The 26,571-nt window shown below is 57.5% G+C and carries 27 protein-coding genes; 3 read left to right on the top strand and 24 right to left on the bottom strand.

The window, feature by feature from the left end:
• Positions 1 to 124: 124 nt before the first annotated feature.
• The 11 genes from flgL to flgB form a co-directional block, all read right to left on the bottom strand.
• The gene (flgL, locus tag PQR62_RS05655) at positions 125 to 1,264 is read right to left on the bottom strand and encodes a flagellar hook-associated protein FlgL (protein WP_408155642.1); all 1,140 of its coding nucleotides are present in this window, start codon (positions 1,262 to 1,264) and stop codon (positions 125 to 127) included.
• Positions 1,265 to 1,280: 16 nt separating this feature from the next.
• Positions 1,281 to 3,584 carry a flagellar hook-associated protein FlgK gene (gene flgK, locus PQR62_RS05650; RefSeq protein ID WP_408155641.1) on the bottom strand — a complete coding sequence of 768 codons (2,304 nt, stop codon included), beginning with the start codon at positions 3,582 to 3,584 and terminating at the stop codon, positions 1,281 to 1,283.
• A gap of 88 nt (positions 3,585 to 3,672) precedes the next feature.
• Complete coding sequence (flgJ, locus tag PQR62_RS05645; protein WP_408155640.1) at positions 3,673 to 4,656, bottom strand: flagellar assembly peptidoglycan hydrolase FlgJ; 984 nt, start codon at positions 4,654 to 4,656, stop codon at positions 3,673 to 3,675.
• A gap of 143 nt (positions 4,657 to 4,799) precedes the next feature.
• On the bottom strand, positions 4,800 to 5,954 hold the full coding sequence (locus tag PQR62_RS05640) for a flagellar basal body P-ring protein FlgI (RefSeq protein WP_408155639.1): 1,155 nt from the start codon (positions 5,952 to 5,954) through the stop codon (positions 4,800 to 4,802).
• Positions 5,955 to 5,968: 14 nt separating this feature from the next.
• Positions 5,969 to 6,628: a flagellar basal body L-ring protein FlgH gene (locus PQR62_RS05635; protein ID WP_408155637.1), complete on the bottom strand. Its 660-nt coding sequence runs from the start codon at positions 6,626 to 6,628 to the stop codon at positions 5,969 to 5,971.
• Positions 6,629 to 6,791: 163 nt separating this feature from the next.
• Positions 6,792 to 7,574 (bottom strand): flagellar basal-body rod protein FlgG, encoded by a 783-nt coding sequence (flgG, locus tag PQR62_RS05630; RefSeq protein ID WP_408155635.1) that lies wholly within the window; start codon positions 7,572 to 7,574, stop codon positions 6,792 to 6,794.
• A gap of 22 nt (positions 7,575 to 7,596) precedes the next feature.
• Positions 7,597 to 8,337 (bottom strand): flagellar basal-body rod protein FlgF, encoded by a 741-nt coding sequence (gene flgF / locus PQR62_RS05625; RefSeq protein ID WP_408155633.1) that lies wholly within the window; start codon positions 8,335 to 8,337, stop codon positions 7,597 to 7,599.
• A 92-nt stretch (positions 8,338 to 8,429) separates the two neighbouring features.
• On the bottom strand, positions 8,430 to 9,680 hold the full coding sequence (flgE, locus tag PQR62_RS05620) for a flagellar hook protein FlgE (RefSeq protein ID WP_408155631.1): 1,251 nt from the start codon (positions 9,678 to 9,680) through the stop codon (positions 8,430 to 8,432).
• Positions 9,681 to 9,731: 51 nt separating this feature from the next.
• Positions 9,732 to 10,454 carry a flagellar hook assembly protein FlgD gene (locus PQR62_RS05615; protein WP_408155629.1) on the bottom strand — a complete coding sequence of 241 codons (723 nt, stop codon included), beginning with the start codon at positions 10,452 to 10,454 and terminating at the stop codon, positions 9,732 to 9,734.
• Between the two features lie 13 nt (positions 10,455 to 10,467).
• A complete protein-coding gene (flgC, locus tag PQR62_RS05610; RefSeq protein WP_408155627.1) occupies positions 10,468 to 10,872 on the bottom strand; it encodes a flagellar basal body rod protein FlgC in 405 nt (134 codons plus the stop codon).
• Between the two features lie 6 nt (positions 10,873 to 10,878).
• A complete protein-coding gene (gene flgB / locus PQR62_RS05605; protein WP_408155626.1) occupies positions 10,879 to 11,304 on the bottom strand; it encodes a flagellar basal body rod protein FlgB in 426 nt (141 codons plus the stop codon).
• 244 nt (positions 11,305 to 11,548) lie between these two features.
• Between flgB and flgA the strand changes: the two genes are divergently transcribed.
• The 3 genes from flgA to PQR62_RS05590 all read left to right on the top strand — a co-directional run bounded on the left by flgA (position 11,549) and on the right by PQR62_RS05590 (position 13,296).
• The gene (gene flgA / locus PQR62_RS05600) at positions 11,549 to 12,307 is read left to right on the top strand and encodes a flagellar basal body P-ring formation chaperone FlgA (protein ID WP_408155624.1); all 759 of its coding nucleotides are present in this window, start codon (positions 11,549 to 11,551) and stop codon (positions 12,305 to 12,307) included.
• Between the two features lie 143 nt (positions 12,308 to 12,450).
• Positions 12,451 to 12,789 (top strand): flagellar biosynthesis anti-sigma factor FlgM, encoded by a 339-nt coding sequence (gene flgM / locus PQR62_RS05595; RefSeq protein ID WP_408155622.1) that lies wholly within the window; start codon positions 12,451 to 12,453, stop codon positions 12,787 to 12,789.
• 33 nt (positions 12,790 to 12,822) lie between these two features.
• Entirely contained in the window at positions 12,823 to 13,296 is a 474-nt protein-coding gene (locus tag PQR62_RS05590) for a flagella synthesis protein FlgN (RefSeq protein WP_408155620.1), read from the top strand.
• A 329-nt stretch (positions 13,297 to 13,625) separates the two neighbouring features.
• Here the strand turns inward: PQR62_RS05590 and PQR62_RS05585 are convergent, their stop codons facing one another.
• From PQR62_RS05585 to PQR62_RS05525, 13 genes are all read right to left on the bottom strand, one after another.
• Positions 13,626 to 14,360, bottom strand: coding sequence for an RNA polymerase sigma factor FliA (locus PQR62_RS05585; RefSeq protein WP_408155618.1), 735 nt, complete (start codon positions 14,358 to 14,360; stop codon positions 13,626 to 13,628).
• Between the two features lie 6 nt (positions 14,361 to 14,366).
• Complete coding sequence (locus tag PQR62_RS05580; protein ID WP_408155616.1) at positions 14,367 to 15,167, bottom strand: MinD/ParA family ATP-binding protein; 801 nt, start codon at positions 15,165 to 15,167, stop codon at positions 14,367 to 14,369.
• 34 nt (positions 15,168 to 15,201) lie between these two features.
• A complete protein-coding gene (flhF, locus tag PQR62_RS05575; protein ID WP_408155614.1) occupies positions 15,202 to 16,668 on the bottom strand; it encodes a flagellar biosynthesis GTPase FlhF in 1,467 nt (488 codons plus the stop codon).
• Positions 16,665 to 18,776 (bottom strand): flagellar biosynthesis protein FlhA, encoded by a 2,112-nt coding sequence (gene flhA, locus PQR62_RS05570; RefSeq protein WP_408155612.1) that lies wholly within the window; start codon positions 18,774 to 18,776, stop codon positions 16,665 to 16,667. The genes flhF and flhA overlap by 4 nt, the downstream gene beginning before the upstream one ends.
• A gap of 2 nt (positions 18,777 to 18,778) precedes the next feature.
• Complete coding sequence (gene flhB / locus PQR62_RS05565) at positions 18,779 to 19,951, bottom strand: flagellar biosynthesis protein FlhB (protein WP_408155610.1); 1,173 nt, start codon at positions 19,949 to 19,951, stop codon at positions 18,779 to 18,781.
• Between the two features lie 350 nt (positions 19,952 to 20,301).
• Positions 20,302 to 20,970: a protein phosphatase CheZ gene (gene cheZ, locus PQR62_RS05560; protein ID WP_408155608.1), complete on the bottom strand. Its 669-nt coding sequence runs from the start codon at positions 20,968 to 20,970 to the stop codon at positions 20,302 to 20,304.
• Complete coding sequence (gene cheY / locus PQR62_RS05555) at positions 20,957 to 21,352, bottom strand: chemotaxis response regulator CheY (RefSeq protein ID WP_408155606.1); 396 nt, start codon at positions 21,350 to 21,352, stop codon at positions 20,957 to 20,959. Before cheY ends, cheZ begins: the two co-directional genes overlap by 14 nt.
• Before the next feature lie 129 nt (positions 21,353 to 21,481).
• A complete protein-coding gene (locus PQR62_RS05550) occupies positions 21,482 to 22,558 on the bottom strand; it encodes a protein-glutamate methylesterase/protein-glutamine glutaminase (RefSeq protein WP_408155604.1) in 1,077 nt (358 codons plus the stop codon).
• 57 nt (positions 22,559 to 22,615) lie between these two features.
• Positions 22,616 to 23,224, bottom strand: coding sequence for a chemoreceptor glutamine deamidase CheD (gene cheD, locus PQR62_RS05545; protein WP_408155603.1), 609 nt, complete (start codon positions 23,222 to 23,224; stop codon positions 22,616 to 22,618).
• Positions 23,221 to 24,090, bottom strand: a complete 870-nt coding sequence (locus PQR62_RS05540; protein ID WP_408155601.1) for a CheR family methyltransferase — start codon at positions 24,088 to 24,090, stop codon at positions 23,221 to 23,223. The genes cheD and PQR62_RS05540 overlap by 4 nt, the downstream gene beginning before the upstream one ends.
• Positions 24,091 to 24,197: 107 nt before the next feature.
• Complete coding sequence (locus PQR62_RS05535; RefSeq protein WP_408155599.1) at positions 24,198 to 25,916, bottom strand: methyl-accepting chemotaxis protein; 1,719 nt, start codon at positions 25,914 to 25,916, stop codon at positions 24,198 to 24,200.
• A 51-nt stretch (positions 25,917 to 25,967) separates the two neighbouring features.
• On the bottom strand, positions 25,968 to 26,135 hold the full coding sequence (locus tag PQR62_RS05530) for a hypothetical protein (protein WP_408155597.1): 168 nt from the start codon (positions 26,133 to 26,135) through the stop codon (positions 25,968 to 25,970).
• 32 nt (positions 26,136 to 26,167) lie between these two features.
• Positions 26,168 to 26,365 (bottom strand): hypothetical protein, encoded by a 198-nt coding sequence (locus PQR62_RS05525; protein WP_408155595.1) that lies wholly within the window; start codon positions 26,363 to 26,365, stop codon positions 26,168 to 26,170.
• Positions 26,366 to 26,571 lie beyond the last annotated feature (206 nt).

Genomic DNA, 26,571 nt, shown 5'->3' with positions numbered 1-26,571 from the left:
TACCCTGCCCCGTTACCAGCAAGTGCCGGCAAATACAGGCAAATACGATCAGCAGAAGCAGCGAAAATGAAAAGGGCGAACCGAAGTTCGCCCTTTTTTCTTACCGGTAAAAACTCTGTACTGCTTACTTCAGATAGTTCAGCAAGGTCAGGCTGCTGGTCGACACGAACACCTTTTGCGCGGCCGACAAGTAGGTCGACTTGAGTGTCAGGTCGCTGACCAGCTCACTGACATCGGAGGTGTTGGCGCCCAGTAAATCATTCATGGTCTGCTGATAATTCTGCTTTTGCACCGCACCGGCCGCATCCAGATTATCCAGTTCGGACTGACGCGCACCGACCGAAGCGGTGGTGGTACCCACCGTATCGATCATCGAAGAAAACGCCGTTCCCATCTGCGCCAGCTTGCGGCTCAGCGCTTCCTGACTGCCAGCCACCGGCGTACGCGCAGCATTCGCTGCATCCGACTTCAGTTTCAGCGCTGCTGCATTGGAGAACAGCGTGTTGTAATTGGGATCCGTCGGCGACGCCGCATCCAGCGCGGTCTGGGCATCCTTGTAAGCCTGGATCGGGTACTGCGCGGGGGAACTGCCAACCGGATAGTTAAAGGTATTGGCGGCTTGTTCATCCGCATTGTTCGCGGCCTCAGTGACAGGCACTGCCAGCAGGCTGATCAGATCGTTCATGCTCTTGAACACATCCTGGCCGCCGCCCTGGAAAATCGCCTGGCCGGATGCACTGATGTCCATCTGGCGGGTGGAGTCCACCTGCAGACTCATCTGGCCCTGATCGCCGTTGTAGACAACGCCGCCGTTGCCATCCAGCGTGAACGGCTGCGTGGTGCTCTTGAAGCCGGAGAACAGATAATTGCCCTGACCGTCGGTCGCATTGGCGTAACCGAGAACCTCTTTCAGGTTGCCTTGCAGTTCGCTGGCAAGATTGACGCGCTCCGAATTGGTGTAAGAAGCATTGCCGGCCTTGATCACGTCGGACTTGATCTTGGTCAGCATGTCGGTATAGCTGTCCAGCGTGCTGCTCACCTGCGCCAGCGAGCTGTTGGCGTTCTTGCGATTGGTCACATACTGTTCATTGAGCGCCTGGGTCTGGCTCAGATCCAGTGCACGTGCCGAAGCTACCGGGTCGTCGGATGGATTGAGCACTTTCTGACCGGCGCTGATCTGCTGATTCAGCTTCAGGATCGAGCCTTGCATACTGGTCAGCTCGGTATTGCTCATCTGATACAACATCTGTGTGCTGATACGCATCTCAGTTTCCTTTTAATTAGCTACCCAGCGTCAACAAGGTATTGAGCATGTCGCTGGCCGCCTGAATGATCTTGGCCGCCGCCTGATAGGCCTGCTGGTTCTTGATCATGTTGGCCAGTTCTTCGTCCTGATTGACGCCGGATTCGGATTGCTGTTCCTGGGTAATCGCCGACAAACGCGCCTTCTCGGCGGTGTTGGTCACATTGATTTCATTGGTCTTGTTGCCGATGGTGCTGACCAGCTGCGAATACGAACCCTGATAGTTGGTGTTGCCGATCGTATTCTTGGTCTGCAGACCTGCCAGCAGCAAGGCGTTGCGGTTGTCCGTTACACCGCTGGTGTTGGGCTGGACGTAGAACTTGTCGCCGTTGTTCGGCTGGCCGCTCACGGTGAACGAGATGCCGCCCGAGGTGTAAGTGTCGCCCGCTACATAAGGCAGATTGGTGGCACCGGCCGCCACAGTCGACGTGGTGCCATCCTTATGCGTGATGGTGTACGCACTGGTGGTCGGCGAAGTCGGCGGCGTAAAGCCCGGCGGCGTCGCCGAGGAGTTGTAGGTGTAGGTCAGCTTGGCGCCAGCAGCCAACGGGGCACCCAGATAAGTCGAATCGACCGAACCGGCACTCACCGTCGCCGTGCCGCTATTAGCGGCCACTGGCGTGAACTTGAACTTGTCACCGTTTTGCGGAGTTCCGCTCAGTGCGAAACTTACGCCACCGCTGCTATAGGTCGAACCGCTCGCGTAAGGAATTGCCGCACCGGATGCATACGTCGTCGAGTTGCCGCTGGTGTCAGTCACTACCACCGACGCCGCTGGCGACAATGTGACGGTGTTGGGCGTGCCGGTTGCATACGTATAGGTCTGGCTGCTGCCTGCAACAAAGGTCGCGGTATCGAGCGTCGCGCCGGAAACGATTCCGTTGCCGAGATTGCCGGTGGTGCTCAGGCCCATGTCGGTAGTTGCGCTGATCGACGTCACGATAGGCGCCGCCGCTGCGATGCTCTGCGTATTGGTCATGGCCATCGAGATCGATGCAGCACCGTTGCGCGTCGGCTGGATCAGGAAGCTGTCGCCCGCAGTCATGGTAGGCGCATCAGGGGTACCACTGCCGTCACCGGCATAGGTCACGCCATCGATGACCTTAGGGAAATCAGCCGCGACCATGGTGGTCTTGGTGTTGTCCGAAAGGCGGGTCAGGGTGTAATTGGTGCCGTCGTAGCTCAGCGTGTAATCGCTGACGGTCAATGCAGACGCATTGGTGATGGTAGCGGTCAAGGCGGCCGTCGCGCTGTTGGTCGACTTGCCTGTCACCGCCACCGGAGCGACGTTGAAGAAATCCGTGCCCGCAACACCGTTCTGATCCAGACCCAGCTTCATCTGATCATTGAGAGTGGTACCCAATGCTGTCGCAATGCGGCCCAGCGTATTCTGTGCCGAGTCCAGCGTCTCGCTGCGGTACTTCAGCAGACCACCGAGGCTGCCGCCGTCATAGAAGGAGCTGTCAGGAATCAGTGCGGTCTTGGTGCTGGTGATCTGATAGGAAATCTGCAGGCGGGTCGGGTCATCCGAAGACGGGGTCGCCACCAGTTTGGAAACCTGATCGCCCACCACCAGCGGCTGGCCGGTACCGATGAAAACGCTGACGGCACCGCTGTCCTGAGGAACCGTCGCCACCTTGGTGTACTTGTTGAGCTCGGCAATCACCTGATCGCGCTGATCCAGCAAATCGTTCGGCGCGGCATTGCCGTTCGCGCCCTGCGCCTTGATGATGGCCTTGTTCAGTTCGGCCAGTTGCGTGGCATACGAATTGATGGTGTCGACAGTGGAAGTGATCTGGCTGTTGACGCTGGTACGGCTCTGCGCCATCTGATCGTTCAGACTCTGGAAGCGCGCCACCAGTGTTGAACCCGCCGACAGCATGGCTTGCCGTGAAGCATCCGTGTTCGGATTCGAGGCCAGGCCCTGAATCGAAGAAAACAAACCCTGCAATGCAGGCGTCAGACCGGCACTGCTGTCGGCCAGCAGATTGTCCAGCTGGCTGATCTGCGAGTAGTAAGAGTCGAGCGAACTGGCCGTCGTCTGCGAGGCCAGTTGTTGCTTCGTCAGGAAATCGTTATAGACCCGCTTGATCTCGGTCACGCTGGTGCCCTGACCAATGAAACCGGCGCCATAGTTGATCCCGCCGGCGGAGCTCTGCACCACCACCTGGCGGTTGTAGCCCGCCACGGTTGCGTTGGAGATATTGTGACCGGTCGTGGCCTGCGCGGCTTGTGCTGCTGCCAACGCGCTCTGGCCGATGCTAAAGATATTGGTTGCCATGCTCGATCTTCTTTAACGGAATAATCTTGTCATCGGCATTTAGCTGAAAAACTTTAGCCCGGCCGGAGGCCGATTCTGAAATTTTTGCTTATGCAGACAGCGATTGACGGATGATGCGCGACAGCTTTTCCGCATAGTGCGGATCGGTCGCGTAGCCGGCGCGCTGGAGGCCGTAGGCGAAACCATGCGCGTCCTGCGCATTGGCCAGCACCTTCTCGTAGCGGGGATTGCTTTTCAGCAAATTGGCGTAGTCGCGGAAAGCATCCGCATACGAATCGTAAGCACGGAATTTCTCCACCTTGCGCTTGGCGACGCCGTTGACGTATTCAATGGTGGTGGCCTCGACCACCTTGCCGGTCCAGTTGCCGGTGGCCTTGATGCCGAACAGATTGTGGGCGGAACGACCATCGCGGGCGACGATCTCCTTCTTGCCCCAGCCGGTTTCCAGCGCGGCTTGCGCCAGCATGAACTTGGCCGGAATACCGGTCATCTTGCTGGCGACCTCGGCGTCAGCCTGCAGGCGGTTCTGGAACGCCTCTACGTGCGCAGGCTTGTTCGAAGTACGACGTTTGTTGCGCGAATTGTCATTGCCGTTTCTGTCATCTGCGGCATCTGCCAGGCGATGTCCGGCCACGCTTTGCATCAGCTTGGCCTTGTCCATCTCGGTCAGATCCTTGGCCAGCGGCAAGCTCATCGGCAGCGCATCGTCCAACTGTTGCTGTTGCTGCAACAAATCCTCGGCACCCGGCAGTTGCTTGGGCAGCGAGGCCGACAACTGACGCGTCAGCACATCAGCCAAGCCGATGCCGCGCTGCGCCAGGTTCTGGCTCATCTGCTGATCCAGCATCGATGTAAACATCTTGGTCTGCTGATTGTCGAAAGGACCGTCCTGCGGCGTAGCGTCACGCATGCTTTTCATGACCATGTTCAGGAACATCGCTTCGAATTGCTTGGCGGTGCTTTTCAGCGCCTCCGGCGAATTCTGCTTGGCAGCTTCGCGCAAACCGTTCAGGCCATTTGCATCGACTGCCAGGCCGTCGGTAGGATTCGACGCGTTGATGTTGTTGATCATGAAATACCCTTGAAATTCCTGCGTTGTCCTGTCGGCGTTTGGCGGTCATTCAATCCTGAGCACATCCATTGAATGACACACAAACAATACGACGGACGCCGCACGTCCGTCTTTCGGCCTGATGATTAAGATTAATCGCCCGATTAAATCACTTCAAGCTCAGCACGCAGCGAACCTGCGGCCTTCATGGCCTGCAAAATGGCCAGCAAATCCTGCGGTGTTGCACCGATGGCATTGAGCGCCTTGACCACATCGGACAGCGCCGCACCGCCACGCAAAAGCATGACCTTGCCCGGCTCTTTGTTGATCGAAATCTGGGCATTCTGATTGGAAGCAGTCTGGCCTCCGGCCAGTGCATTCGGCTGGCTGACACTGTTGTCGGCGCTGATCACCACGGACAGATTGCCGTGCGATACCGCGCAGGTATCCAGCATCACGCTCTGATTCATCACCACCGAGCCGGTACGCGCATTCAGAATGACCTTGGCCGCCACACGGCCTGGCGTGACATCGATGTTTTCCAGCGCCCCGAGGAAGGACACGCGGTCGCCATTCGACAGCGGCGCCCGCACGCGAATCACACGGCCATCCTGCGCCACCGCGGTATCCATGCCGAAGCGTTTGTTGACCGCTTCCACCACCCGGCTGGCGGTGGAAAAGTCGTTGTCGTTGAGCTCCAGATTGATCATGTCGCCGGCGCCCAGCGTGGTCGGCACGGCACGCTCCACCGTTGCACCGTTGGAAATACGACCTGCGCTCAGGTGATTGATGGTCGTGCTGCTGCCGGCTGCCGAAGCACCCGCGCCGCCGATCACCACATTGCCCTGTGCGATTGCATAAATCTGGCCGTCGGCGCCTTTCAGCGGCGCCATCAACAAGGTGCCGCCGCGAATGCTTTTGGCGTTACCGATGGACGATACCGTCACATCCAGTTGCTGGCCGGGCTGAGCAAAGGCCGGCAGACTTGCCGTCACCATCGCCGCCGCCACGTTCTTGAGCTGCATGTTGCTGGTGGAAGTGCTGGGCAGATTCACGCCCAGTTGTTGCAACATGCTGATCACGCTTTGTACCGTGAATGGCGTTTGCGTCGTCTGGTCACCGCTACCGTCGAGGCCGACCACGAGACCGTAGCCGACCAACTGGTTTTGCCGCACGCCCTGGATGCTGGCCAGATCTTTCAGACGCTCCGCATGCGCGGCCGACATCACGCCGGCCAGACTGAAACAGGCCAGCGCGGCGGCAGCCGCCTTGCGTATCGAAACGGGCGTCGTGATGAACGCGAAAGACCTTTCAAACATTGCAGTACTCCACATCAGAAAGGCGAAACGCTAAAGAAGAAGCGAGAAATCGAGGACATGAACTCAGCCATGTCGACCCGGGTATTGGTGCGATATTCGACCTTGGCGTCGGACACCACGGTCGACGAAACGGTATTGCCTGTGGCGATATTGTCGGGACTGACGGTGCCGGAAAAACGCACGTACTCAACGCCCTTGTCCAAGGCCACCTGCTTCTCGCCGCTGACGACCAGATTGCCGTTCGGCAGCACCTCGGTCACGGTCACGCCGATGGTGCCGGTGAAGGTATTGCTGGAGGTGGTAGCGCCCTTGTCTTCAAACTTGTTGGATGAACTGCCGCTGGCGGCCAGTTCCTTGATGGAGGTGCCGAAGATGCTCGGCGCAGTCGTCGCCACGGTACCAGTCTTGCTGGCGGAACTGCCTGCCGACTTGGCAGCGGCGGTCTTTTCGTTGATCACGATGACCAGCGTGTCACCCACCAGACGCGCACGGCGATCTTCGAGCAAAGGACGATAAGCAGTCGACTGGAAAATCGCGCCGGTCGTCGGCGGCGGATAGGAAGCAGGCTGCGGCCGCGCCGTCATCGGTCCGGTGACGATGCTTTCTGGAACGGTAGTACAACCGGTAACTGCAATGGCTCCGGCGATGGCGGCAAGTTTCAGCAACGGTTTCATGTCTGCCTCATCCCTCTTTCAACTCTGAACTCTGTTTTCAAACGCTTTGCCACTCAAATTGCAGGCCACTGATTTCACTGCGGTCAGCGTCGCGGAAGACCTTGGCGACTATCCAGCTGTCCGCAAGCACTGCTGAAATCAGCACCTCACATCACTGCATCAATTACAGCTGCGACAGTTTGGCCAGCATCTGATCCGACGTAGTGATGGCCTTGCTGTTGATTTCATAAGCGCGCTGGGTCTGGATCATGCTGACCAGTTCTTCCACCACGTTCACATTCGATGTTTCGACATAACCCTGCCACAAGGCGCCCGCGCCATTGGTGCCCGGGGTATTCGGATTTGGCGCACCGGACGAAGCGGTTTCGACGTAAAGGTTTTCGCCCTTGCTTTCCAGACCGGTAGGATTGATGAAGGTCGCTACCTGAATGGTGCCGATCTGGGTCGAAGCGGCAGCGCCGGCCTGAGTGATCGAGACGGTACCGTCACGGCCAATGCTCAGCTTGGTGGTGTTCAGCGGGACCGTAATCGGCGGTTGCAGCGTGTAGCCGCTGGACGTCACCAATTGGCCCTGGCTGTCGGTCTGGAACGAACCGTCACGGGTATAGGCAGTGGTGCCGTCCGGCATCAGAATCTGGAAGAAACCGGCGCCCTGAATCGCCAGATCCTTGTCATTGCTGGTCTGGTTCACATTGCCCTGAGTGAAGATGCGCTCGGTGGCAACCGGACGCACACCGGTACCGATTTGCAGACCGGAAGGCAATTGGGTCTGCTGCGACGACTGCGCGCCGGGCTGACGCACGGTCTGATACAGCAGATCTTCGAACACGGCGCGCGAACGCTTGAAGCCGTTGGTGCTGACGTTAGCCAGGTTATTGGAGATCACGTCCAGTTGCGTTTGTTGCGCATCCAGACCAGTTTTTGAAATCCACAGGGAACGAATCATTTATTTCTCCGGTAATCCGCTATCAGCTCAGGGAAAGAATCTGCGTCGCCTTGGTGGCGTCGCTTTCTGCTGTTTGCATCAGTTTCATGTTCAGTTCGAACTGACGTGACAAATTGATCATGTTGACCATGGACTCCACCACGTTGACATTGCTGCCTTCGAGGGCGCCAGTGGCCAGGCGCACATTGGCGTCGGCCGGGGCCTGCGTGGCATTGGTAACGCGGAACAGTCCGTCGTCGCCGCGCATCAGGCTTTTTTCATCTGGATTGACCAGTTTGATGCGACCCAGCACATTGACCGCATTGGGGACGCCTGTAGTCGGAATCGAAGACACCGTACCGTCGGACGCGATCGCCACGGTCACATCAGGCGGGATGCTGATGGGACCGCCATCACCCACCACGCTCAGACCCGACTGCGTTTGCAGGATGCCGTTTGCATTCATTTTGAAACTGCCGTTACGGGTATAGGCTTCGCCGCCATCCGCAGTCTGCACCGCGATCCAGCCCTTGCCCTGCACCGCAACGTCGAGCGCACGGCCGGTATCCTGAATCGTGCCGGTGGAAAAATCGCTGCCGGCGGTGGAGTCCACCACGAAGGTGCGCGTCGCCAAACCATCGCCGACCACCGGAGCTGCACGGAAGGTATTGAGCTGCGAACGGAAACCCGTCGTCGTCGCATTGGCCAGATTGTTGCTGGCGTTGGCCTGCTGCTCCAAGGTGTGCTTGGCGCCGGACATTGCGGTATAAATCAAACGATCCATAGTACCCCTCTGAATGGCAGGCCCGAAGGCCGCCATTGTTTCCATCTTCTACATTTGATGCCGGCGTTGAACCAGCAGCAACAGCGCTTGAATCAACGCAAGCTGACCAGTGTCTGCAGAATCGTGTCCTGCACCTTGATGGTTTGCGCATTGGCCTGATACACACGCTGCGCCACGATCATGTTGACCAGTTCGGCCGTCAGGTCAACGTTGGAATCTTCCACCGCACGTGCCTGCAAGGTGCCGAAGCTGCCAGTGGTCGGGGTGCCGATCAGTGGCACACCGGCATCAGACGATGCCGTGTACAGGTTGTTGCCGATCGGTTGCAGACCGTTGGGATTGGCAAAGTTGACCAGCAATACCTGACCCAGCGACTTTGTCTGGCTGTTGCTGTAACTGCCGATGATCTGACCGTCCTTGCCGATACTGAAACTGCTCAACGTACCGGGTGCCATGCCATCCTGGGATTGCGCAAGATTGACGAAGGAAGAACCGGTCTGAGTAGAGCCGGTGTAATCCAGGGCAATGGAGCCCATGGTCGCGCCAGCTTTGGCAAACGTCGACAGATTGATCGAAGTCGCGGTATTGGCAGTCATCGCGCCGGTAGCGTCGAAAGTCATCGACCCCAGCTTGGTCGGTGGCGTAGTCGCAGGAGCAACCGCACCGTCAACCGTTGCGTAGACGTCCCAGGAGGTCGTCACAGGCGATGTCGTCGTCGCACCCTTTACGTAGTATGTCTGTACGTTGTAGGTGTTACCGAGGCTGTCATACGCCGTCACGCCGGTCGAGTTATTGTACGAATTCGAGTTAGAAGGATCGAAGGGCGTCACGGTCGGAGAGCTCAGACGCGAATCCAGATTGACCTTGGTCGAGACCTTGGTGGTTGCCGTCGCAGGCAAGGCCGCGGTGTCGATTTGCAGCGGTACGGCATCACCGCCGGTCACGCCTGCAGGCCAGCCAGTCAGATAAGCGCCGTTCTCGCTCGGATTGATGATGTAACCGTTCTTATCCAGCTCGAACTGACCATTGCGGCCATACAGCGGCGCCTGATTGGTGATGCTGCTCACCATCCGGAAAAAGCCATCGCCATTGATCGCCACATCCAGGGGATTGTTGCTGGTGGTGATATTGCCCTGAGTGAATTGCTGAGCCACATTGGCAACCGAGACGCCGATACCGACCGGCGAATTGCCGGAACGGTTCATCGAATTTGCGTACATGTCCGCAAACTGCGCCTGGGCCTGCTTGAAGCCGACAGTACTGGCGTTCGCGACGTTGTTGCCGGTCACTTCCAGACTTTTTGCAGCGCCATTCAGACCGCTGAGACCTTGTTGAAAACTCATTTGCTATCCCCCTCGATGACCGGACAAGTCGAAAATTTGGATTGAATCTGATTAAAGAATTTGAACCACATCAGTTGGCTTGATGGTTCCGATGTTCGATACATTGAGTTTGACGCCGTCAGTACCGGTGGAGACGCTGGAGACCGTACCGAAGGAAAGCGCAGTAGCGTTCACGCCCACGCCTGCATTGGCTGCTGTCACCGTAAATGTGTATTGACCGTCGGCCGCCTTGGCGCCGGTATCGGTGGTGCCGTCCCAGATAATCGGCAAAGTGCCGGCTGCCTGGCTGCCCAGATCCAGCTGGTGCACGACCTTGCCGGTCGAGTCCTTGATGGTGACATTGACGCTGCTGGCTGCGGAATCCAGCTGCACACCGAAGATCGCTTTCTGGGTGGTAGTCGATGTACCGTCGGTCGCCGTAGTGGTATCCGAAGTCAGCGTGACATTGCTGCCAGGCGCCAGCACGCTGTGGCCGATCATATTGGCCGATTGCAGCGAGGTTGAGGAGTTCAGATTGCTCATCAGCGTCGACAGCGTGGTGTTCAGCTGGCTGATGCCCGACACCGTCGACAGTTGCGCCAGCTGGCTGGTCAACTGCGAGTTATCCATAGGATTGCTGGGATCCTGATTGTTCATCTGCGCCACCAGCAGCTTCAGGAAACGATCCTGAATATCCTGCGGGCTGTTTGCGGTAAGGCCTGAGGACGAACTTGAACTGGCGGCAGTAGTAGCCGTATTCATCGTCGACAGCAAATCGTTAGAGACTGTAGCCATGATTAAAAATTTCCTATTGACCGATGGTGAGTGTTTTCATCAACATGGACTTGGCCGTATTCATGGTTTCCACGTTGGTTTGATAAGAGCGCGAAGCCGAGATCATGTTGACCATCTCTTCGACCGGATTGACGTTGGGCATGGCGACATAGCCATTGCCATCGGCCAGCGGATGCTTGGGATCGTAGACCAGCTTGGGCGGCGCCTGGTCTTCCACCACGGCGGCGACCTTGACCCCGCTGTCGGAGATTCCGCCGACCGGCACGGCCGCAAAAACGACCTGCTTGGCCTTGTACGGCGTACCGTCAGGACTGGTGGCGCTATCGGCGTTGGCGATATTGCTGGCCACTGCATTCAAGCGTTGCGACTGCGCACTCATGGCGGAGCCGGCGACGTCAAAGATGTTGGATAAGGACATGAGTTATTACCCCGGCTGGATTGCGGCGGACAGACTTTTCAGCTGGCCGTTGATGGCGGTCACGGCAGCTTCGTAGCGAATTGCGTTATCGGTGAACTGGTTGCGCTCGACATCCATATCCACGGTATTGCCATCGACACTGCCTTGCGTCACGGTGCGATATTGCAAGGGCGAACCGCCGATGCTGCTTTCACCGCCCAGCTCAGCCCCGGCAATGTGCGCACCAGCGGTCAGTGCCATCGCCAACGGAGGCGTGGCGCTCGACTTGTTGTCGAGTGCGTTTTGCAAAGTCTTGGCAAAATCGATATCGCGCGCCTTGTAGTTCGGCGTATCGGCATTGGCAATATTGGAAGCAATCAACTGCTGGCGCTGCGATCGCAGATTCAGGGCCAGTTCGTTGAAGCGCAGGTAATCATCCAGTTTTGAGACCATTGAGTCCTCCTGACATATCGACCCGTTCGTTTCGCCCCGTACTTACAAATACATCCTAAAGTTAGTACGGATTGCGCCGATGATGGGAATTACATAGCGTCGATCATACGGTTGCACCGGAAACTTTAATGCCCAATAAGGCGATAAAACTACGCCTTGTTCGGCCTTTTGAGCTCGCGCGCGCAAAGTACCATTGCTGGCAAGATATGCCCCTGGTCTGCGCCTGCAGGCCGATTTGCCCGCCATGAAATTTTCGCCCCGCCTGCTGCTTCACTCCCTGACTTCGCTGCTGTTTGCGCTGCCGCTCTTGTGCGCACCTTTTGTTACTCAAGCGCAAAATTTGCCGGGCGACGCCGGCCTCAACGGCCAGAATCCACCGCGCCAGAAATTGGCAGATCTGCAACAAGCAGCTGAACAATTTTTGAAGCAGCAGACCTCCGGCATGCCGGGTCAGATAACGATTTCAGTCGATCCCGTCGATTCGCGACTGATTCTGGCGGCCTGTCTTGAACCGCAGGCCTTCATGCCGAACGGCGCCCGCCTGTGGGGCAAAACCACAGTCGGACTGAAATGCGTAGCACCTTCGCCGTGGACGATTTATGTGCGTGCCAACGTACAAGTGATGGCGGATTATTTCGTGACCGCGACGCCGTTGGCACAAGGCCAGACCATCGGCCCCAACGATGTCACGCGCCTCAAGGGTGATCTGTCGACCTTGCCAACTGGCGTGATCACAGAAGAGTCGCAGGCCGTCGGCCGGGTCGCTGCGATGTCTTTGCGTGCCGGCACGCCGTTGCGCATGGATGCGATCCGCAATCAGCGCGTAGTGCAACAAGGGCAGCCGGTACGGGTCGTATCGATAGGCGCAGGCTTCCAGATTTCGACCGAGGCACGCGCCCTGACCAATGCCACCGAAGGGCAGCTGGCGCAAGCCAAGACTTCTGCCGGCCAGGTGGTCAGCGGCATCGCCAAACCAGGCGGAATTCTTGAAATCAATTATTGATCTGGCAACGGATTACGTCTCTTTACAAAATAAGTGACTGCAAGACCAAATGAAATGCTTTTGAGATTAAAGTTTGCGACAAAATCGCCGATAATCTAAGCGACAGGCGGATTTAATCAACCGCCATAAACAAGGATGATGCCGTGAACGTTAATGACGCCCTCAAAAGTGGAACCGGATTGCAGGATGCTGCAACTGCCCCGACGCGTAGCCCTGGCAATACAGCAGGCAGCACGTCGACCGCAGTTGGCACGCAAAGCACTCCGGCCAGCACGACGCCAAATACTTCGGACAGCGTACGTCTGTCGACGACCTATCAAACGCTGGAAGCCAAGGTGACCAACACCGGCGGCACCTTTGATGCGAAGAAAGTGGCTGAAATCAAGGCCGCCATCGCCAGCGGCCAATTCCAGATTGATCCGGAAAAAATTGCCACCGGCCTGCTCGATACCGTCAAGGGTCTGATCGGTGCCCGCAAGTAAATAAGCAAGTAAAGAGCTACCCAGAGATATCTCATGAACACAGTTTCCGCTCAGCCCTCAGACCGCCTCGCGCAGGAAAAAGACGCCTTGTCGCGTCTGGTCGGCAATCTGCAGCAGGAACAGGTGCTGCTGGCGCAAACCGATGCCGAAGGCATCACCGACCTCATCAGCGCAAAAGCCCAGATCGTTTATGAAATGGCTACCTTTGCCGGTGAACGCCACAAGTTGCTGGCCGCGCTCGGCTTTGGCGCAGATGAAAACGGCATGCAGCAATGGATGGATCAGCAAGGCTCGGATGAGGCTCGCCAACTCTGGAGCGAACTGTTTGAACTGGCGCAAGAGGCAAAAGAACTGAATCGCGTCAATGGCTTGCTGATCGGCAAGAAAATGGCGTTGACACAGAATGCCATGACCATTCTGCAAGGCAAGGTTCAAGGCGGCAGCTTTTACGGCCCGGACGGCCAAAGCAGCATGCGCTCGGTCGGCCGCCGACTCGGCGTTGTCTGAAATCTGAACCAGCTTCAGATTTCCTCGCAGGCAACTCCTTCCTACTTTCTTTCCGATACTCGCAGCACATCAGACCCTGGCCTGGCCAGCGGCTTGTTCGTGCAGCCTGATGTCGTCTCATCGGCCTGAGGCCTGCTCAGGTAATCAGCACAGACATCCATCGCACCCAACTCAAAAGCGGCAATAGCGATGAGCGCCTGCGGGCTTAGCGCGCAGGCAGCTTAAATGCGGATGCCAAAAGACGCAGATGCGCCCTGCCCGCTGCGGTGAAAATACCAGCTGCGGAACAAAGGCAAAAAAGAAATAAAAGAGAGACCAGAGTGACCGGATCAGACCACGCCGGTCCAGGATTGCTCGCGCAAGGTCGAGCGCATGCGTGCGATTGCCTGGCTGTGCAACTGGCAGACACGCGATTCGGAAACGCCCATGACGGCACCGATTTCCTTGAGGTTCATTTCCTGCTCGTAATACAGCGCCATCAGGATTTTTTCACGCTCAGGCAAGGCCTTGATCGACTCGACCACAGCATCGCGGAAACCGCCATTGATCAGATTCTGCAACGGATCGTCAGACTGGCTGGTCTGATAGCGATCGAGGAAATGCTCGTGACCGCCGTCTTCATCATGAAAGTCTTCGTAATAGATCAGCTGGTGCCCGCCGCACTCAGTGAGCATGGACTGATATTCCGCCAGACTCAGCTTCATGTATTCCGCAACCTCCAGCTCTTGCGGATGACGGCCCAGCTGCTGCAACAGCGACTGCATGGCCTCTTCGATCTTGCGTGTGCTCTGACGAATGCTGCGCGGCAACCAGTCGCTGCTGCGCAATTCATCCAGCATGGCGCCTCTGATACGTTGCACCGCATACGTTTCAAACTGGGCGCCGTGTGTTTCCTCATAGCGATTGACAGCATCCAGCAAACCCATCATGCCGGCCTGGATCAGATCGTCAACCTCCACACTGGGCGGGAGCTTTGCCTTCATCTGATGCGCGAGCTTTTTTACCAGCGGCGCATGCAGCTCCAGCAAACCATTCTTACCCGCTTTACCCTTGACGTTATACATGACACGTCATACTCCGAGACTGGCGCCGTCAGTGGCCAAACCGAAGGCGCCATTGGTCAATTTCGTTCCGGCGAAACGCTTCGCCAGACGATGGAAGGCAATCGACGCACTCGAGAACGGAAATACATCCATCACGGCACGCCCCTGCCCGCTCGCCCGCCGAATGTGATCATCCGCAGGAATCGAACCGAGATAATTCAATTGCGCTGCCAGATAACGGCTGGCCGCCTGCGCCATGTTGGCGTACACGGTCTGCGCTTCCGCCTCCGTTGCATCATTGACAATCAAACTGAAGGGACGACGTCCCAATCTGTCGCTGAGCGTCTTCAGCAAGACATAGGCAGCCTTGATCGATGAAGCACTGGCCGATACCTGAATGACAATTTCGCCCATTTCCATGGACGGCACCGGCAAAGACTGATCATCGCTCAATACACCATTGACCAGGCTGAGATCGGCTTGTTCAATCATGGTGTCGAACACCTCGGCCAGACTGCCGGCCTGATGATGACTGGCCGATGGCAAGCTGCGGCGCGCGATGCGTGCGATGGAGAAACCTTCCGGCAACAAACGCATTGCTTCATGCAGATGACGCTCCTTGCGTGCGACTTCCTGCAGCGTCGCGAGATCGTGGCGCAGACCGATGCGCGTCAGCAGACCTGAGGTCGAAACGGCGCCGTCGATCAGCAAAACATTACTGGTGGACTGACTGAGAGAAGCAGCCAGATTGATCAGCATCGCGCTCTTTTCTTCTTCAGTCAGCACCGAGAAGAAAGTGAACAGACGCGGCACCGGACGCTCAAGCATCCGACGCAATCCTTCTGCCTGATCAATTTCATAACTAGCCAAGAATCACCTCCCGCAAGCTCTTGTCGTTCATTGCCATGGCAGTCGGTCCTACGACCACCGGCAATTCGCCTTCACGAAATTCGAAAGGTCCTGTTTCGCGTTTCAGTTTAAAGGCGCGGTCTGCCAGATACAACTTATTTGCAACATGTAAATCTTCCGGCACGCGCTGACCATTGGCGACGTAATGCAGGTTCAGCTTGTGACGGATGACGACGTCCAGCACGTTGCCGATGGTGGCCGCTTCGTCCAGTTTGGTGACGATGCAACCGGCCAGGCCTGAGCTGCTGTAGGCGTTCACGACTTCGTTCAGCGTGCCGCCGGTGGCGGTTGCATTCAGGCACAGCAGACGCTTGATGTCGACGCCGGCGCCGGACAACATGGCATCCTGCTCGGCCACCATCTGATCGCGCTGGCCCACGCCTGCAGTATCGATCAGCACGGTGTGCTTGCCCTTCAATTCTTCCAGCGCAATGCGCAAATCAGTTTCATCTTTCACCGAGTGCACCATCACTCCGAGGATCTTGCCGTAGATGCGCAACTGTTCGTAGCCGCCGATACGGTAACCGTCGGTGGTGATCAGCGCCAGCTTGCCGGAACCGTGACGCATCACGCAGCGCGCCGCCAGCTTGGCAGTGGTGGTGGTCTTGCCGACACCGGTCGGACCGACCAATGCGAACACACCACCGTTTTCCAGCAGTTCGTTTTCGTTGGCCATGGTCGACAGATTGCGCGCCAGCACCGACTTGACCCAGAACATGCAATCCTGCGACTTCGGATTCGGCGGCAGATTTTCGGTGATCAGACGCGACAGGCTGGCGCTGAAACCGGCGGCCAGCATTTCCTTCATGATCATGGCCTTGATCGGCTCGCGCTTCTGCGTACCGCCCCAGGAAATCTCGGCCAGCTGAGTTTCCAGCACACCGCGCATCGAGCGAATTTCGGTCATGACTTCCGACAGGATTTCGTCGTAGTCCTTGCCGTCGAATTCCGGCAGCGCAGATTTTGCGCGGCCATCGGAAGCATCGCTGCCTGCAGCCTGAGCGCTGCTGCGGCTGCGCCATACACGCGCATCGGCAGCAGGCGGCGCCATGGTTTTTTCTTCAGCGGTGCGCGCCACGATTTTGCCGATCGGCTGCTGATCCAGCAGCGGAGCAGCTTCCTGACGCGCCAGAGGACGCTGCTGCGGCTGCAGCATCTGCGGTGTGGCAGGCGGCGACAGCAAGGCCGGCTTGCGCGGGCTTTGCGTCGGGCGCTGCAAGGCAGCCAGAGCGGCGGCAGCATCCGCCTTGCTGGCGCCGGGCGCGACCAGCGAAGACATGTCTTCATTGGCCATCGCCAGGATTTCAACGCCATCCGGGATGTTGCGGTTGGAGAGAATGACAGCGTCGGGGCCCAATGCTTCACGTACTTGGCGCCACGCTTCGCGTGATGAGTTAGCGATAAATTTCTTAACGTTCATGCTTGCCCTCCAACTAGGCTGGTAACTTTAATCGTTTTTGAATCTGGCACTTCTGCGTGAGACAGTACCCGCAATTGAGGCATGGCACGACGCAAGAAGCGCGCCATCAATGCCCGCAACGGCGCGGGTACAAGTAATACCGGGATCAAGCCCATCTGTTCCTGACGCTGCGCAGCCTGCTCGGTCTGCATCACCAGCGCATCGGCCAAACCTGGCTCGATGCCGCCGCCGCTGTCGCCGCTGGCTTGCAGCGCTTGCATCAACAGACGTTCGAGCTTGCTGTCGAGCGTCATCACCGACAACTCGGCTTCGCCCGGGAAGATTTGCTGAACGATGGCGCGACCCAGTGCGATACGCACGATGGCGGTCAGTTCGTTCGGTTCTTGTGTGCGCGGCGCATGTTCGGCCAGCGTTTCGATAATGGTGCGCATGTCGCGGATGTGTACACCTTCGCTCAGCAGATTCTGCAGCACCTTCTGCAGCGTACCCAGAGGCAGCATCTTCGGCACCATGTCTTCCACCAGTTTCGGCGCATCCTTGGCCAGGTGATCCAGCAGCATTTGCACTTCCTGACGCCCCATCAATTCGGCTGCGTGCGTGGTGATCAAATGATTCAGATGAGTCGCCACCACGGTACCGGCATCGACCACGGTGTATCCCATGGTTTGCGCCTGTTCGCGCATCGCGTTGTCGATCCACACCGCAGGCAAGCCGAAGGCCGGATCGGTGGTCAGCATGCCCGGCAGCGGACCGGTCACCATGCCAGGATTGATCGCCAGGAACTGACCCGCATTGGCCTCGCCCTTGCCCACCTCAACACCCTTGAGGGTGATGCGATAAGCCGAAGGTTTGAGCTCAAGGTTGTCGCGAATGTGCACCGGCGGCGACAGGAAACCGACTTCTTGCGCAAACTTTTTGCGAATGCCCTTGATGCGTTTGAGCAGCTCGCCGCCCTGGCCTTTATCCACCAGCGGGATAAGGCGGTAGCCGACTTCCAGACCCAGGGTATCAACCGGCATGATGTCTTGCCAACTGGCTTCCTCAACCTCTTGCGTGGGTGCTGCGCCGCCGACGGCAGCGCTCTGCGACGGCGCCTCAACTTCTTGCTTGATCTTAGCAATACGCTTGTTGATGGCGTAAGCCGCGCCCCCCATCAAGGCAGCCAGCATAAGGAATGCAACGTGCGGCATCCCCGGAATCATGCCCATCGCGCCGATGATCACGGCGGTGATATAGAGCACCTCGGGCTTGGCGAACAATTGATTGATCAGCTGGCCGCCGACGTCTTGATCATTGGCCACGCGCGAGACCACCACACCGGCTGCGGTCGAAATGATCAGCGATGGAATCTGCGCCACCAGGCCGTCACCGATAGCCAGCAGCGTGTAGTTTTTCAAGGCGGCGTCGAAGGCCAGATCATGCTGCACCATACCGACCACCAGACCGCCGACGATGTTGACCACCGTCACGATGATGCCTGCCACGGCATCGCCGCGCACATATTTACTGGCACCGTCCATGGCGCCGTAGAACTCGGCCTCTTGCGCCACTTCTTTACGACGCTGGCGAGCTTCCGGCTCACCGATCATGCCGGCGTTCAGGTCGGCATCGATCGCCATTTGTTTACCGGGCATCGCGTCCAGGGTAAAACGCGCGCCCACTTCAGCGATACGGCCGGCGCCCTTGGTCACCACCATGAAGTTGATGATGGTCAGAATCACGAACACCACAATACCGACGGTGTAGTTGCCGCCGATCAGAAAGTGGCCGAAAGCCTCAATCACTTTACCCGCCGCATCCGGACCGGTGTGACCTTCGGTCAACACCACGCGGGTGGAGGCCACGTTGAGTGACAGACGCAGCATGGTGCTGACCAGCAGCACCGCCGGGAAGGCGATGAAATCGAGCGGCTTGACGGTGTACAGCGCCGTCATCAGCACGATGATCGACAGCGAGATATTGAAGCTGAACAGGATGTCCAGAGCAAAAGCCGGCAATGGCAGCACCATCATCGCCAGCATCATGACGATCAGAATCGGCGCGGCCAGTGCTTTACCGTGCTTGAGCGGCATCCATGCCGGGATCTTCATTGTGCTGAGATTTGCCATCGTTAATGCAATGTCCTACGTTTTTTTGTCTTTGACTTGGTGGCAGTCAGAGGATCAAGTTCTTTCGGTACTTCCAGATCGCGCGGCTCGTTAGGACGGTCGCCGGCGCCGGTGCTGTAGGTGCGCAGCTGGAAGATGTAGGCCAGCACTTCCGCCACTGCGGTGTACAGCGCCTCCGGAATTTCGTCGCCGATTTCGGTATGAGTGTGCAACGCACGCGCCAGCGGCGGCGCCTCCAGAATCGGGATGCGGTTTTCGCGGGCGATTTCGCGGATCTTGGCGGCGACTTCGTCGGAGCCCTTGGCGATCACCTTCGGCGCACTCATCGAGCCCTCGGTGTATTTCAGCGCCACGGCGTAGTGCGTCGGGTTGGTCACCACCACGTCGGCGGTCGGTACCTCAGCCATCATGCGGCGACGCGCCATCGAACGCTGCATGGCGCGAATCTTGGCCTTGATGTGCGGGTCGCCGTCGGCTTCCTTGTGCTCTTGCTTGACCTCTTCGCGCGTCATGCGCAGCTTGCGGCCGTAGTTCCAGATCTGGTAAGGCACATCGATGATTGCGATGATGATCAGCGCCGACACCATCACGATGAAGCTGGTCCACAGCAGATGCGCGCTATGGCTGGCGCTGGTCTTGAGCGACTCGACGCCCAGCCCCATCACCGAATCCATCTGGCTTTTGATGACCAGCCAGGCCACGGTGCCGACCAGCAGAGTTTTGACGACAGCCTTCAGCAGCTCGACCATGGAGTTGACCGAAAACATGTTCCCGATGCCGTTGATCGGGTTCAGCTTGCTGAATTTGGGTGCCAGGGAATCAACGTTGAACAGCCAGCCACCGAGGATCAGCGGCGATGCGACGGCTGCCAGCGTCATCATGAATCCGATAGGAATGATGGCGACCGCCACTTCCATGAAATGAGCGCGGTACATGGCGAACAACAGTTCCGGGTCGAACATCTGAGCGCGTTCCAGCGTCAGCGTGGCGACCATCACACGATCAAGGCTGGTCACCAGAGGGCCGCTGAAGGCCCAGATGGTGCTGCCGCCAATCAACAGCATCAGACAGGTCGACATTTCACGCGAACGTGGCACATCACCCTGCTCACGGGCACGCTCGATGCGTTTGCCCGTGGCTGGTTCGGTCCGTTCCATGTCGCTATCTTCGGCCATTGCCGACACCCCCGCCTTATTGCCACCCCCACATTACAGACGGATTTCGAGGATGGTCAGACGGGATTATTGGCGAGACAGCATGGGAATCATCAAGGGAATAAGGGCGAAAACGCCCCGCATTTCGGACTAGGGAAATGAGGCGGAGTCTGCCTTGGGAGATTGCTCGGGGAGAGATTCAGCGCAGGATTGCCGCCAAACCCATATGGCACTGCAGCATTCTTTTATTTTGACGCGACGCTTGCAGCGATGCGTCAACCGCCGGAATCAAGACCGCATCCGGCAAATTTCGACTGAAATTCTGACAACGTCACCGGCTCGCCACACTAGTGGCGTACCGGATCGGCGCATCAGAAGCCCAGGCTTTCCAGCAAATCGTCAACCTGACCCTGATTGGCAATAACGTCCTTGCCGGTCGGATCGATTTGAGGACCGTTCAGCAAGCCGGTGTCTTCACGCTTGGTTTCCGTCGGCGAATAATCCACCAGCAACTGCACCAACTGGCTTTCAAGATCGTGCGCCAGTTCGGTGACACGCTTTATCACCTGCCCTGTCAGATCCTGAAAATCCTGCGCCATCATGATGTCCATCAGCTGCTGCTTGGTGACGCTGCTGTTTTCACGCGCCGTTGCCAGATAGGCAAGCGTCTTACCGGCAAGCGCGCGGTAATCGGCCTCCGCGAATGGCTTCTGCTCGACGGCAGTCCACTGCTCGGTCAACTCGCTGGCGCCATCGGCAATCTTGTCCTGCAAAGGACTGGCCTGCTCGGTGGCGTTCAGCACGCGCTGTGCAGCCTGCTCCGTCATGCGCGCCACATATTCAAGGCGGTCGCGTGCATCCGGCATGTCGCTGGCCGCCTTTTCAAGCAAGCGATCAAAGCCCAGGCCGCGCAAGCTGTCATGCAGATTGCGCGTCATGTGCCCGATACGGACCAGGAACTCGTCGTGGTTCCCCGCGGCTTCGCGCGCGCCGTCCACCGGCGAGTTGTCGGAGCTGGCGCCCACCTTAGCCTCCGGCATCCAGCTTTTCGAAGATCTTGCCCAGCTTTTCATCCAGCGTTGCCGCAGTGAAAGGCTTGACAACGTAACCGTTGGCGCCGGCCTGAGCTGCCGCCACGATGTTTTCCTTCTTGGCTTCCGCCGTGACCATCAGCACAGGCAGCTTGGACAAAGCCGGATCCTTGCGGATTTCCTGCAGCATGGTCAGACCGTCCATGTTCGGCATGTTCCAGTCGGACACGACGAAATCGAACTGGTCGCTACGCAGTTTTTGCAGCGCCTGCACACCGTCTTCCGCCTCATCGACGTTGGTGTAGCCCAGTTCCTTGAGCAGATTGCGCACGATGCGGCGCATCGTGGAGAAGTCGTCAACGACTAAAAATTTTGTATTCGGGCCTGCCATGACTAGACTCCATTGTTCAAACGATTTTTGTGATTATCGGCAACCTCTTGCCGAAACTTAAGCCCGCCATAAAAATTTTACTGCAAGAATGCCGCATTTTCGCTGCACTCCCTGCAATGTACGCGCATTTTACACGCGCAAAGCCCGGCTGCCATGCTCTGCCAGGTAAGCAAGAACCCGGCCCGGCATGGCCTGCAGAGCAAGTACTTCGTGTGCAGCACCGACCGCGATCGCTTCGCGTGGCATGCCGAACACCACACACGATGCTTCATCCTGCGCAAAATTGTAGGCGCCGGCGGTTCTCATCTCCAGCATGCCCAACGCGCCGTCCTTGCCCATGCCGGTCAGGATCACGCCCACCGCATTCTTGCCGGCACAGGTTGCGGCGGAGTTAAACAGCACATCCACCGACGGCCGATGACGGTTCACTGGCGGCCCCTGATCCAGCTGGGTCATGTAATTGGCGCCGCTGCGCACCAACTTGAGATGCGAATGGCCGGGAGCAATGTAAGCATGGCCGGGCAACACACGCTCATTGCCCGCCGCCTCTTTCACCGAAATCTTGCAGAGATTGTCGAGGCGCTGCGCAAACGAACGCGTAAAGCCTTCAGGCATATGCTGAGTGATCAGAATGCCGGGGCAATCCGACGGCATGCGGATCAGGAATTCCTTGATCGCCTCGGTACCGCCGGTAGATGCGCCGATGATGATCAGCTTTTCACTACTGGTGAGCGGATTGCGGATCTGCGGCAGCACGCCGTCACCACTCTTGGCGGCATCAGCAGGCGCCGCGCGGCGCGGGCGGATACTGGCCTTGGACGCGGCGCGAATCTTGTCCGCAATCATGTCCGTGTATTCCTGCATGCCGCTCTGGATGGAAATTTTCGGCTTGGTGACGAAATCGACCGCGCCCAGTTCCAGCGCGCGCAGGGTAATTTCCGAGCCGCGTTCCGTCAGCGAGGACACCATCACGACCGGCATCGGCCGCAGGCGCATCAATTTTTCCAGGAAATCGAGGCCGTCCATGCGCGGCATTTCAACGTCCAGCGTCAATACATCCGGATTGGTCTGCTTGATCAACTCGCGGGCAATGATGGGGTCAGGCGCCACGCCGACCACTTCCATGTCCGGCTGGCTGCCGATAATTTCACGCATGACACTGCGAATCAGCGCCGAGTCGTCAACAATAAGTACTTTGATTTTCATAGCAATACATCCTACACGCTGTGCACACCACTGAATTCCGCCTGCGCGGCCGAGGCCTCAGAACAGATCGACTTCGCCGCCCACCGGCTTGGTCACCAGACGGCTGGCGTAATCGCGTTCGCGACTGACCAAGGTATTGTTGTGCAATTGTTTTAGTTTTTTGACCAGCACTTTGCCAGTTCTGGGAAAGAAATACACTTTGCGCGGATAGATGTCGTTCAGATCTTCCGCCACGACGCGAATCGACTCCGCTTTAAGATATTCGCGCACGAACTGGGCATTGCGCTCGCCGACGTTGATGGCGATAAATCCACGCAGCACATTGCCGCCGCCAAAGACCTTGGCTTCCAGATTTTCGCGCCGCGCGCCCGCCTTCAGCACATCATTGATCAGGATTTCCATCGCATATGTGCCGTAGCGCGCAGATGCCGAGACCGGGCTGTTGTCGTCGCCACCGCCATCGGGCAGCATGAAATGATTCATGCCGCCGATGCCGCTGACGCGATCACGGATACAGGCCGAGACGCAGGACCCCAGCACCGTCACGATCATCATGTCCTTGTGCGTAAAATAGTATTCGCCCGGCAGGATCTTCGCGGCATCGCAATCGAAAGTTCGATCGTAATAGAAATTGGTCGCGAACTGCTCAGGGGCCTGTTGGCTCATGGTTTGGTCCTTGCAGTGCGCTGCACTGCATTCAGTTCGTAGACCGTTTTACCTTTCAGTTTGAGTGCATCCGAGACGTACAGGAAGTTCTCGGAATGTCCGGCAAACAGCAAGGCATGCGGCTTCATCAATGGCACAAACTTCGACAGAATCTTGCTCTGCGTCGGCTTGTCGAAATAAATCATTACGTTACGACAGAAGATCACGTCGAACTGACCGCTCAAGCCCCAGCCGTCCGCCAACAAATTCAGTTGACGGAATGTCACCAGCTTGCGCAACTCAGGCCGCACCCGCACGTAACCTTCGTGATTACCCTTCCCTTTCAGGAAAAAACGCTTCACGCGTTCCGGCGACATCTTCTCGATACGTTCCATCGGATACACGCCGTTGGCCGCTGTAGCCAATACGTTGGTATCAATATCGGTAGCGATAATCTGCACCGGCGGGGTCAGCGAGCCATAGGCCTCGCACGCAGTCATGGCAATGGTATAGGGTTCCTCGCCGGTTGAACTCGCAGAACACCATATGGAAGCGGGCTCTTTTAAGGTTTTTAGAAAGTCGGCGAGAATGGGGAAGTGATGCGCTTCGCGGAAGAAGGAGGTCAGATTGGTGGTCAGGGCATTGGTGAATGCCTCCCACTCTTCACTATCCTGGCCGCGCTCGAGCAAGTCGAGATATTGCACAAAGGAATTGATGCCGGTGGCGCGCAAGCGTCGCGCCAGACGGCTGTAGACCATTTCCTGCTTGCTGTCGGCCAGCGCAATGCCGGCCCGCTGATAAATCAAGCCGCGAACGCGTTCGAAATCCTTGGCAGTGAAATCAAACTCTTTTACGGAATCCGCTTTGACTGGCTGTGTCGTTTTCAAGTCGATTCCTTTTAATTTTACTGCCTCTGATGTTGCCTGAACTGCCTGAGACAGATACCCCCGTAGTTGTCGAATAATCTATCAGCGACTTCAAACGGTCAAGCGAATCAACCAGAAATGTGGCGGATTGCGGCCTTGTCCCGAGTGCCTCGATCCGGCGGGACAAGCGCAGCGGGACGCGCAGGCGACTTCAGCGAAACGGGTGTGGCATTCACGACACTTGCGGACTCGGCCGCTTTGGCCGGCGCATGACTGGATCGATAGCCCACCCGGAAACCGCCCCAATGCTTGCCGCTCACATAGATAGGAACCGACAGGTCATGCATTACCTCGCCGGTATCGCGCTTGTAGGTCTGCAACAAAAATGGCTTGGTATTGGCGCCGCAGCGCTTGCCGGTGCGATCGCTGAAAATACGCTTGGTGCGATTGTTGATCAGGTCGATGTCGTAGTTGCCGGTGAGCGGCTGCGAGAATTTCTTGTTGTGCGTCGGGAAGTAGCCGTTGTCGTCCACCGCCCCGGCATAAGCCAGTTGCGGCATCCCCGCCAGTATTGCCTCCTGAACCGGCGGCAGCACGCGATCCGTGAAACTGTCGAAACGGGTCGAATGCTTTTGTGGCGAAGTATTCGGAATCGCCTGATAGCTGCGGTCGAACAGCGCCACTTCGCTGATGGCGCCGGAGGCGATTGCACTTTCGAACAGTTTGCCGATCTGCTGTGCCGCCTTGGTCGCGACCAGACGAATTGCATCATGCTCGGTGCGGGCATTACTTTCGGCGATCGCATCGAACACGACCTCCGCGCGCTCAGACAAGGCCATCGCCGAAGCGGCTACGCGAGGCAGTTCCTGATCGGTCTGCAGCATGCCATTGCGAATCGTCAGAATGGCTTCAAAGATGCGCTGCGTGGTCTGGACGTTGCCGCGCGATGCGCTGGCAATTTCCAGAATCTCGGTCTCAGATACGCCCGCTGCGCTTTCGATGCGGCTCAGCAAGCCATGCACGCGCTCCACGTTCTGCGATGCCTCCAGCACCTTGCCGCTCAAGGCGTGCATGCCGCCGGCAGCGCGCTCCGCCTCTTCGCTGATACCGCGCACCATGGTGCCGATGTCATCGGTTGCCTCTTTGGTCCGCTGCGCCAATTGCCGCACTTCCCCTGCCACCACCGCAAAACCGCGCCCCTGCTCGCCCGCACGTGCCGCTTCGATCGCAGCGTTCAAAGCGAGAAGATTAGTGCGCGCTGCGATTTCGCTGATCACCTCCGTAATACCGTGAATGCGCTTGGATTTTTCCTGCAACTGCGTCATCGTGAGCGAGGCCGCCTGCGCGTCATTGCGCGCCTTGCCGATCTGCTGCAAACCCTGTTCGACCTCGGCGCGCCCGGCCACGCTTTCACTGCGCACATCCGCCGCGACCTTGGCGGCACGCTCGGCGTTAGCGGCAATTTGCGCGGTGGTCTGTGCATTCTGTTCGGCGCTGGCGACAATACTATTGGCCGCCTGTACATCAAGGCCGATCTTGCTTTTGATGGTATCGACAAAGAAGGAAGTCTCGGCTGCACCGATCATGATGTGGTCGATCTCTCGAGCGACTTTATCCACGAAATTCGGCGTTGCGCCCTGGCCTCGCCCTTGCAGCAAAGTCTGTATGCATATTGAAACTACCGCCGCAAGCACCGCGAGCCAGATCGCCGAAACATATCGCCCCTGATCCAGCCATGAGATCAACGCCGCAGCGCCGATACCGGCCATCAGCGCCGCAATGCTTTTCAATAAAACAGCCGTAGAGCCTGCGACGCCGACAGCTTCGCCCGTCTTTTTCCCGAACATGAGTTTGTCTCCTCCCGAATGAAAGCCTGCTCCGCCGCCAACGGTTGAATTTTATTGTTTGACGCCGCAGAAGCGAAATCCATAGCCATGCTCGATGAAGAGCCTGCCGTCTGGTGCTGCGCCCGAACCTCCTCGATATGGAGAAAATTCACACAGCGCCTGTTTCAGGCAGAAATTATTATCGACACGAGCGGCCGCATTTTTCTTGATAGTAATCATGCCAGCTTACGCGCAGCTTATGCCGGAAGACTTCACGCGCCACGAAAAAGCTGCAGCATCTCGCCCACGCTTGACCGCTGAATGAAGAATGGAATGCAAGAAGAAGAAGAAGAAGAAGAAGAAGAAGAAGAAGAAGAAGAAGAAGCTTGAAAATTGGCATGACAGAACTGCCCGCCGAACGTGCGAAAGCACAAAGAAAAAAAGCCTAGCGAAATCGCTAAGCTTTTCATTTTTGGTCGGGACGGAGTGATTCGAACACTCTACCCCTTGCACCCCATACAATTAAATAGCAGATAGTCCCGGACACTCATGGACTATCATGGAATTCACTAATCCCTTTATTTACAATGACTTGTTATAATATATCGTCCAGGATTGTTCGTTAAAACCCACCGCCAGCCAGTCATTTTGGTGGGGTAAAAGTGGGGTAAAAATT

Origin of the sequence: Herbaspirillum lusitanum, assembly GCF_046025995.1 — a bacterium.
Classification (GTDB): Bacteria; Pseudomonadota; Gammaproteobacteria; order Burkholderiales; family Burkholderiaceae_D; genus Herbaspirillum; species Herbaspirillum lusitanum_A.
Note: the sequence above shows the minus strand (reverse complement) of the source record. Positions and strands in the feature narration are given on the sequence as shown.

Coding starts and splice junctions, on each gene's coding strand:
- flgL (WP_408155642.1), bottom strand. CDS start 1,264: ATGCGTATCAGCACACAGATGTTGTATCAGATGAGCAATACCGAGCTG.
- flgK (WP_408155641.1), bottom strand. CDS start 3,584: ATGGCAACCAATATCTTTAGCATCGGCCAGAGCGCGTTGGCAGCAGCA.
- flgJ (WP_408155640.1), bottom strand. CDS start 4,656: ATGATCAACAACATCAACGCGTCGAATCCTACCGACGGCCTGGCAGTC.
- PQR62_RS05640 (WP_408155639.1), bottom strand. CDS start 5,954: ATGTTTGAAAGGTCTTTCGCGTTCATCACGACGCCCGTTTCGATACGC.
- PQR62_RS05635 (WP_408155637.1), bottom strand. CDS start 6,628: ATGAAACCGTTGCTGAAACTTGCCGCCATCGCCGGAGCCATTGCAGTT.
- flgG (WP_408155635.1), bottom strand. CDS start 7,574: ATGATTCGTTCCCTGTGGATTTCAAAAACTGGTCTGGATGCGCAACAA.
- flgF (WP_408155633.1), bottom strand. CDS start 8,337: ATGGATCGTTTGATTTATACCGCAATGTCCGGCGCCAAGCACACCTTG.
- flgE (WP_408155631.1), bottom strand. CDS start 9,680: ATGAGTTTTCAACAAGGTCTCAGCGGTCTGAATGGCGCTGCAAAAAGT.
- PQR62_RS05615 (WP_408155629.1), bottom strand. CDS start 10,454: ATGGCTACAGTCTCTAACGATTTGCTGTCGACGATGAATACGGCTACT.
- flgC (WP_408155627.1), bottom strand. CDS start 10,872: ATGTCCTTATCCAACATCTTTGACGTCGCCGGCTCCGCCATGAGTGCG.
- flgB (WP_408155626.1), bottom strand. CDS start 11,304: ATGGTCTCAAAACTGGATGATTACCTGCGCTTCAACGAACTGGCCCTG.
- flgA (WP_408155624.1), top strand. CDS start 11,549: ATGAAATTTTCGCCCCGCCTGCTGCTTCACTCCCTGACTTCGCTGCTG.
- PQR62_RS05590 (WP_408155620.1), top strand. CDS start 12,823: ATGAACACAGTTTCCGCTCAGCCCTCAGACCGCCTCGCGCAGGAAAAA.
- PQR62_RS05585 (WP_408155618.1), bottom strand. CDS start 14,360: ATGTATAACGTCAAGGGTAAAGCGGGTAAGAATGGTTTGCTGGAGCTG.
- PQR62_RS05580 (WP_408155616.1), bottom strand. CDS start 15,167: ATGCTTGAGCGTCCGGTGCCGCGTCTGTTCACTTTCTTCTCGGTGCTG.
- flhF (WP_408155614.1), bottom strand. CDS start 16,668: ATGAACGTTAAGAAATTTATCGCTAACTCATCACGCGAAGCGTGGCGC.
- flhA (WP_408155612.1), bottom strand. CDS start 18,776: ATGGCAAATCTCAGCACAATGAAGATCCCGGCATGGATGCCGCTCAAG.
- flhB (WP_408155610.1), bottom strand. CDS start 19,951: ATGGCCGAAGATAGCGACATGGAACGGACCGAACCAGCCACGGGCAAA.
- cheZ (WP_408155608.1), bottom strand. CDS start 20,970: ATGCCGGAGGCTAAGGTGGGCGCCAGCTCCGACAACTCGCCGGTGGAC.
- cheY (WP_408155606.1), bottom strand. CDS start 21,352: ATGGCAGGCCCGAATACAAAATTTTTAGTCGTTGACGACTTCTCCACG.
- PQR62_RS05550 (WP_408155604.1), bottom strand. CDS start 22,558: ATGAAAATCAAAGTACTTATTGTTGACGACTCGGCGCTGATTCGCAGT.
- cheD (WP_408155603.1), bottom strand. CDS start 23,224: ATGAGCCAACAGGCCCCTGAGCAGTTCGCGACCAATTTCTATTACGAT.
- PQR62_RS05535 (WP_408155599.1), bottom strand. CDS start 25,916: ATGTTCGGGAAAAAGACGGGCGAAGCTGTCGGCGTCGCAGGCTCTACG.
- PQR62_RS05530 (WP_408155597.1), bottom strand. CDS start 26,135: ATGATTACTATCAAGAAAAATGCGGCCGCTCGTGTCGATAATAATTTC.
- PQR62_RS05525 (WP_408155595.1), bottom strand. CDS start 26,365: ATGAAAAGCTTAGCGATTTCGCTAGGCTTTTTTTCTTTGTGCTTTCGC.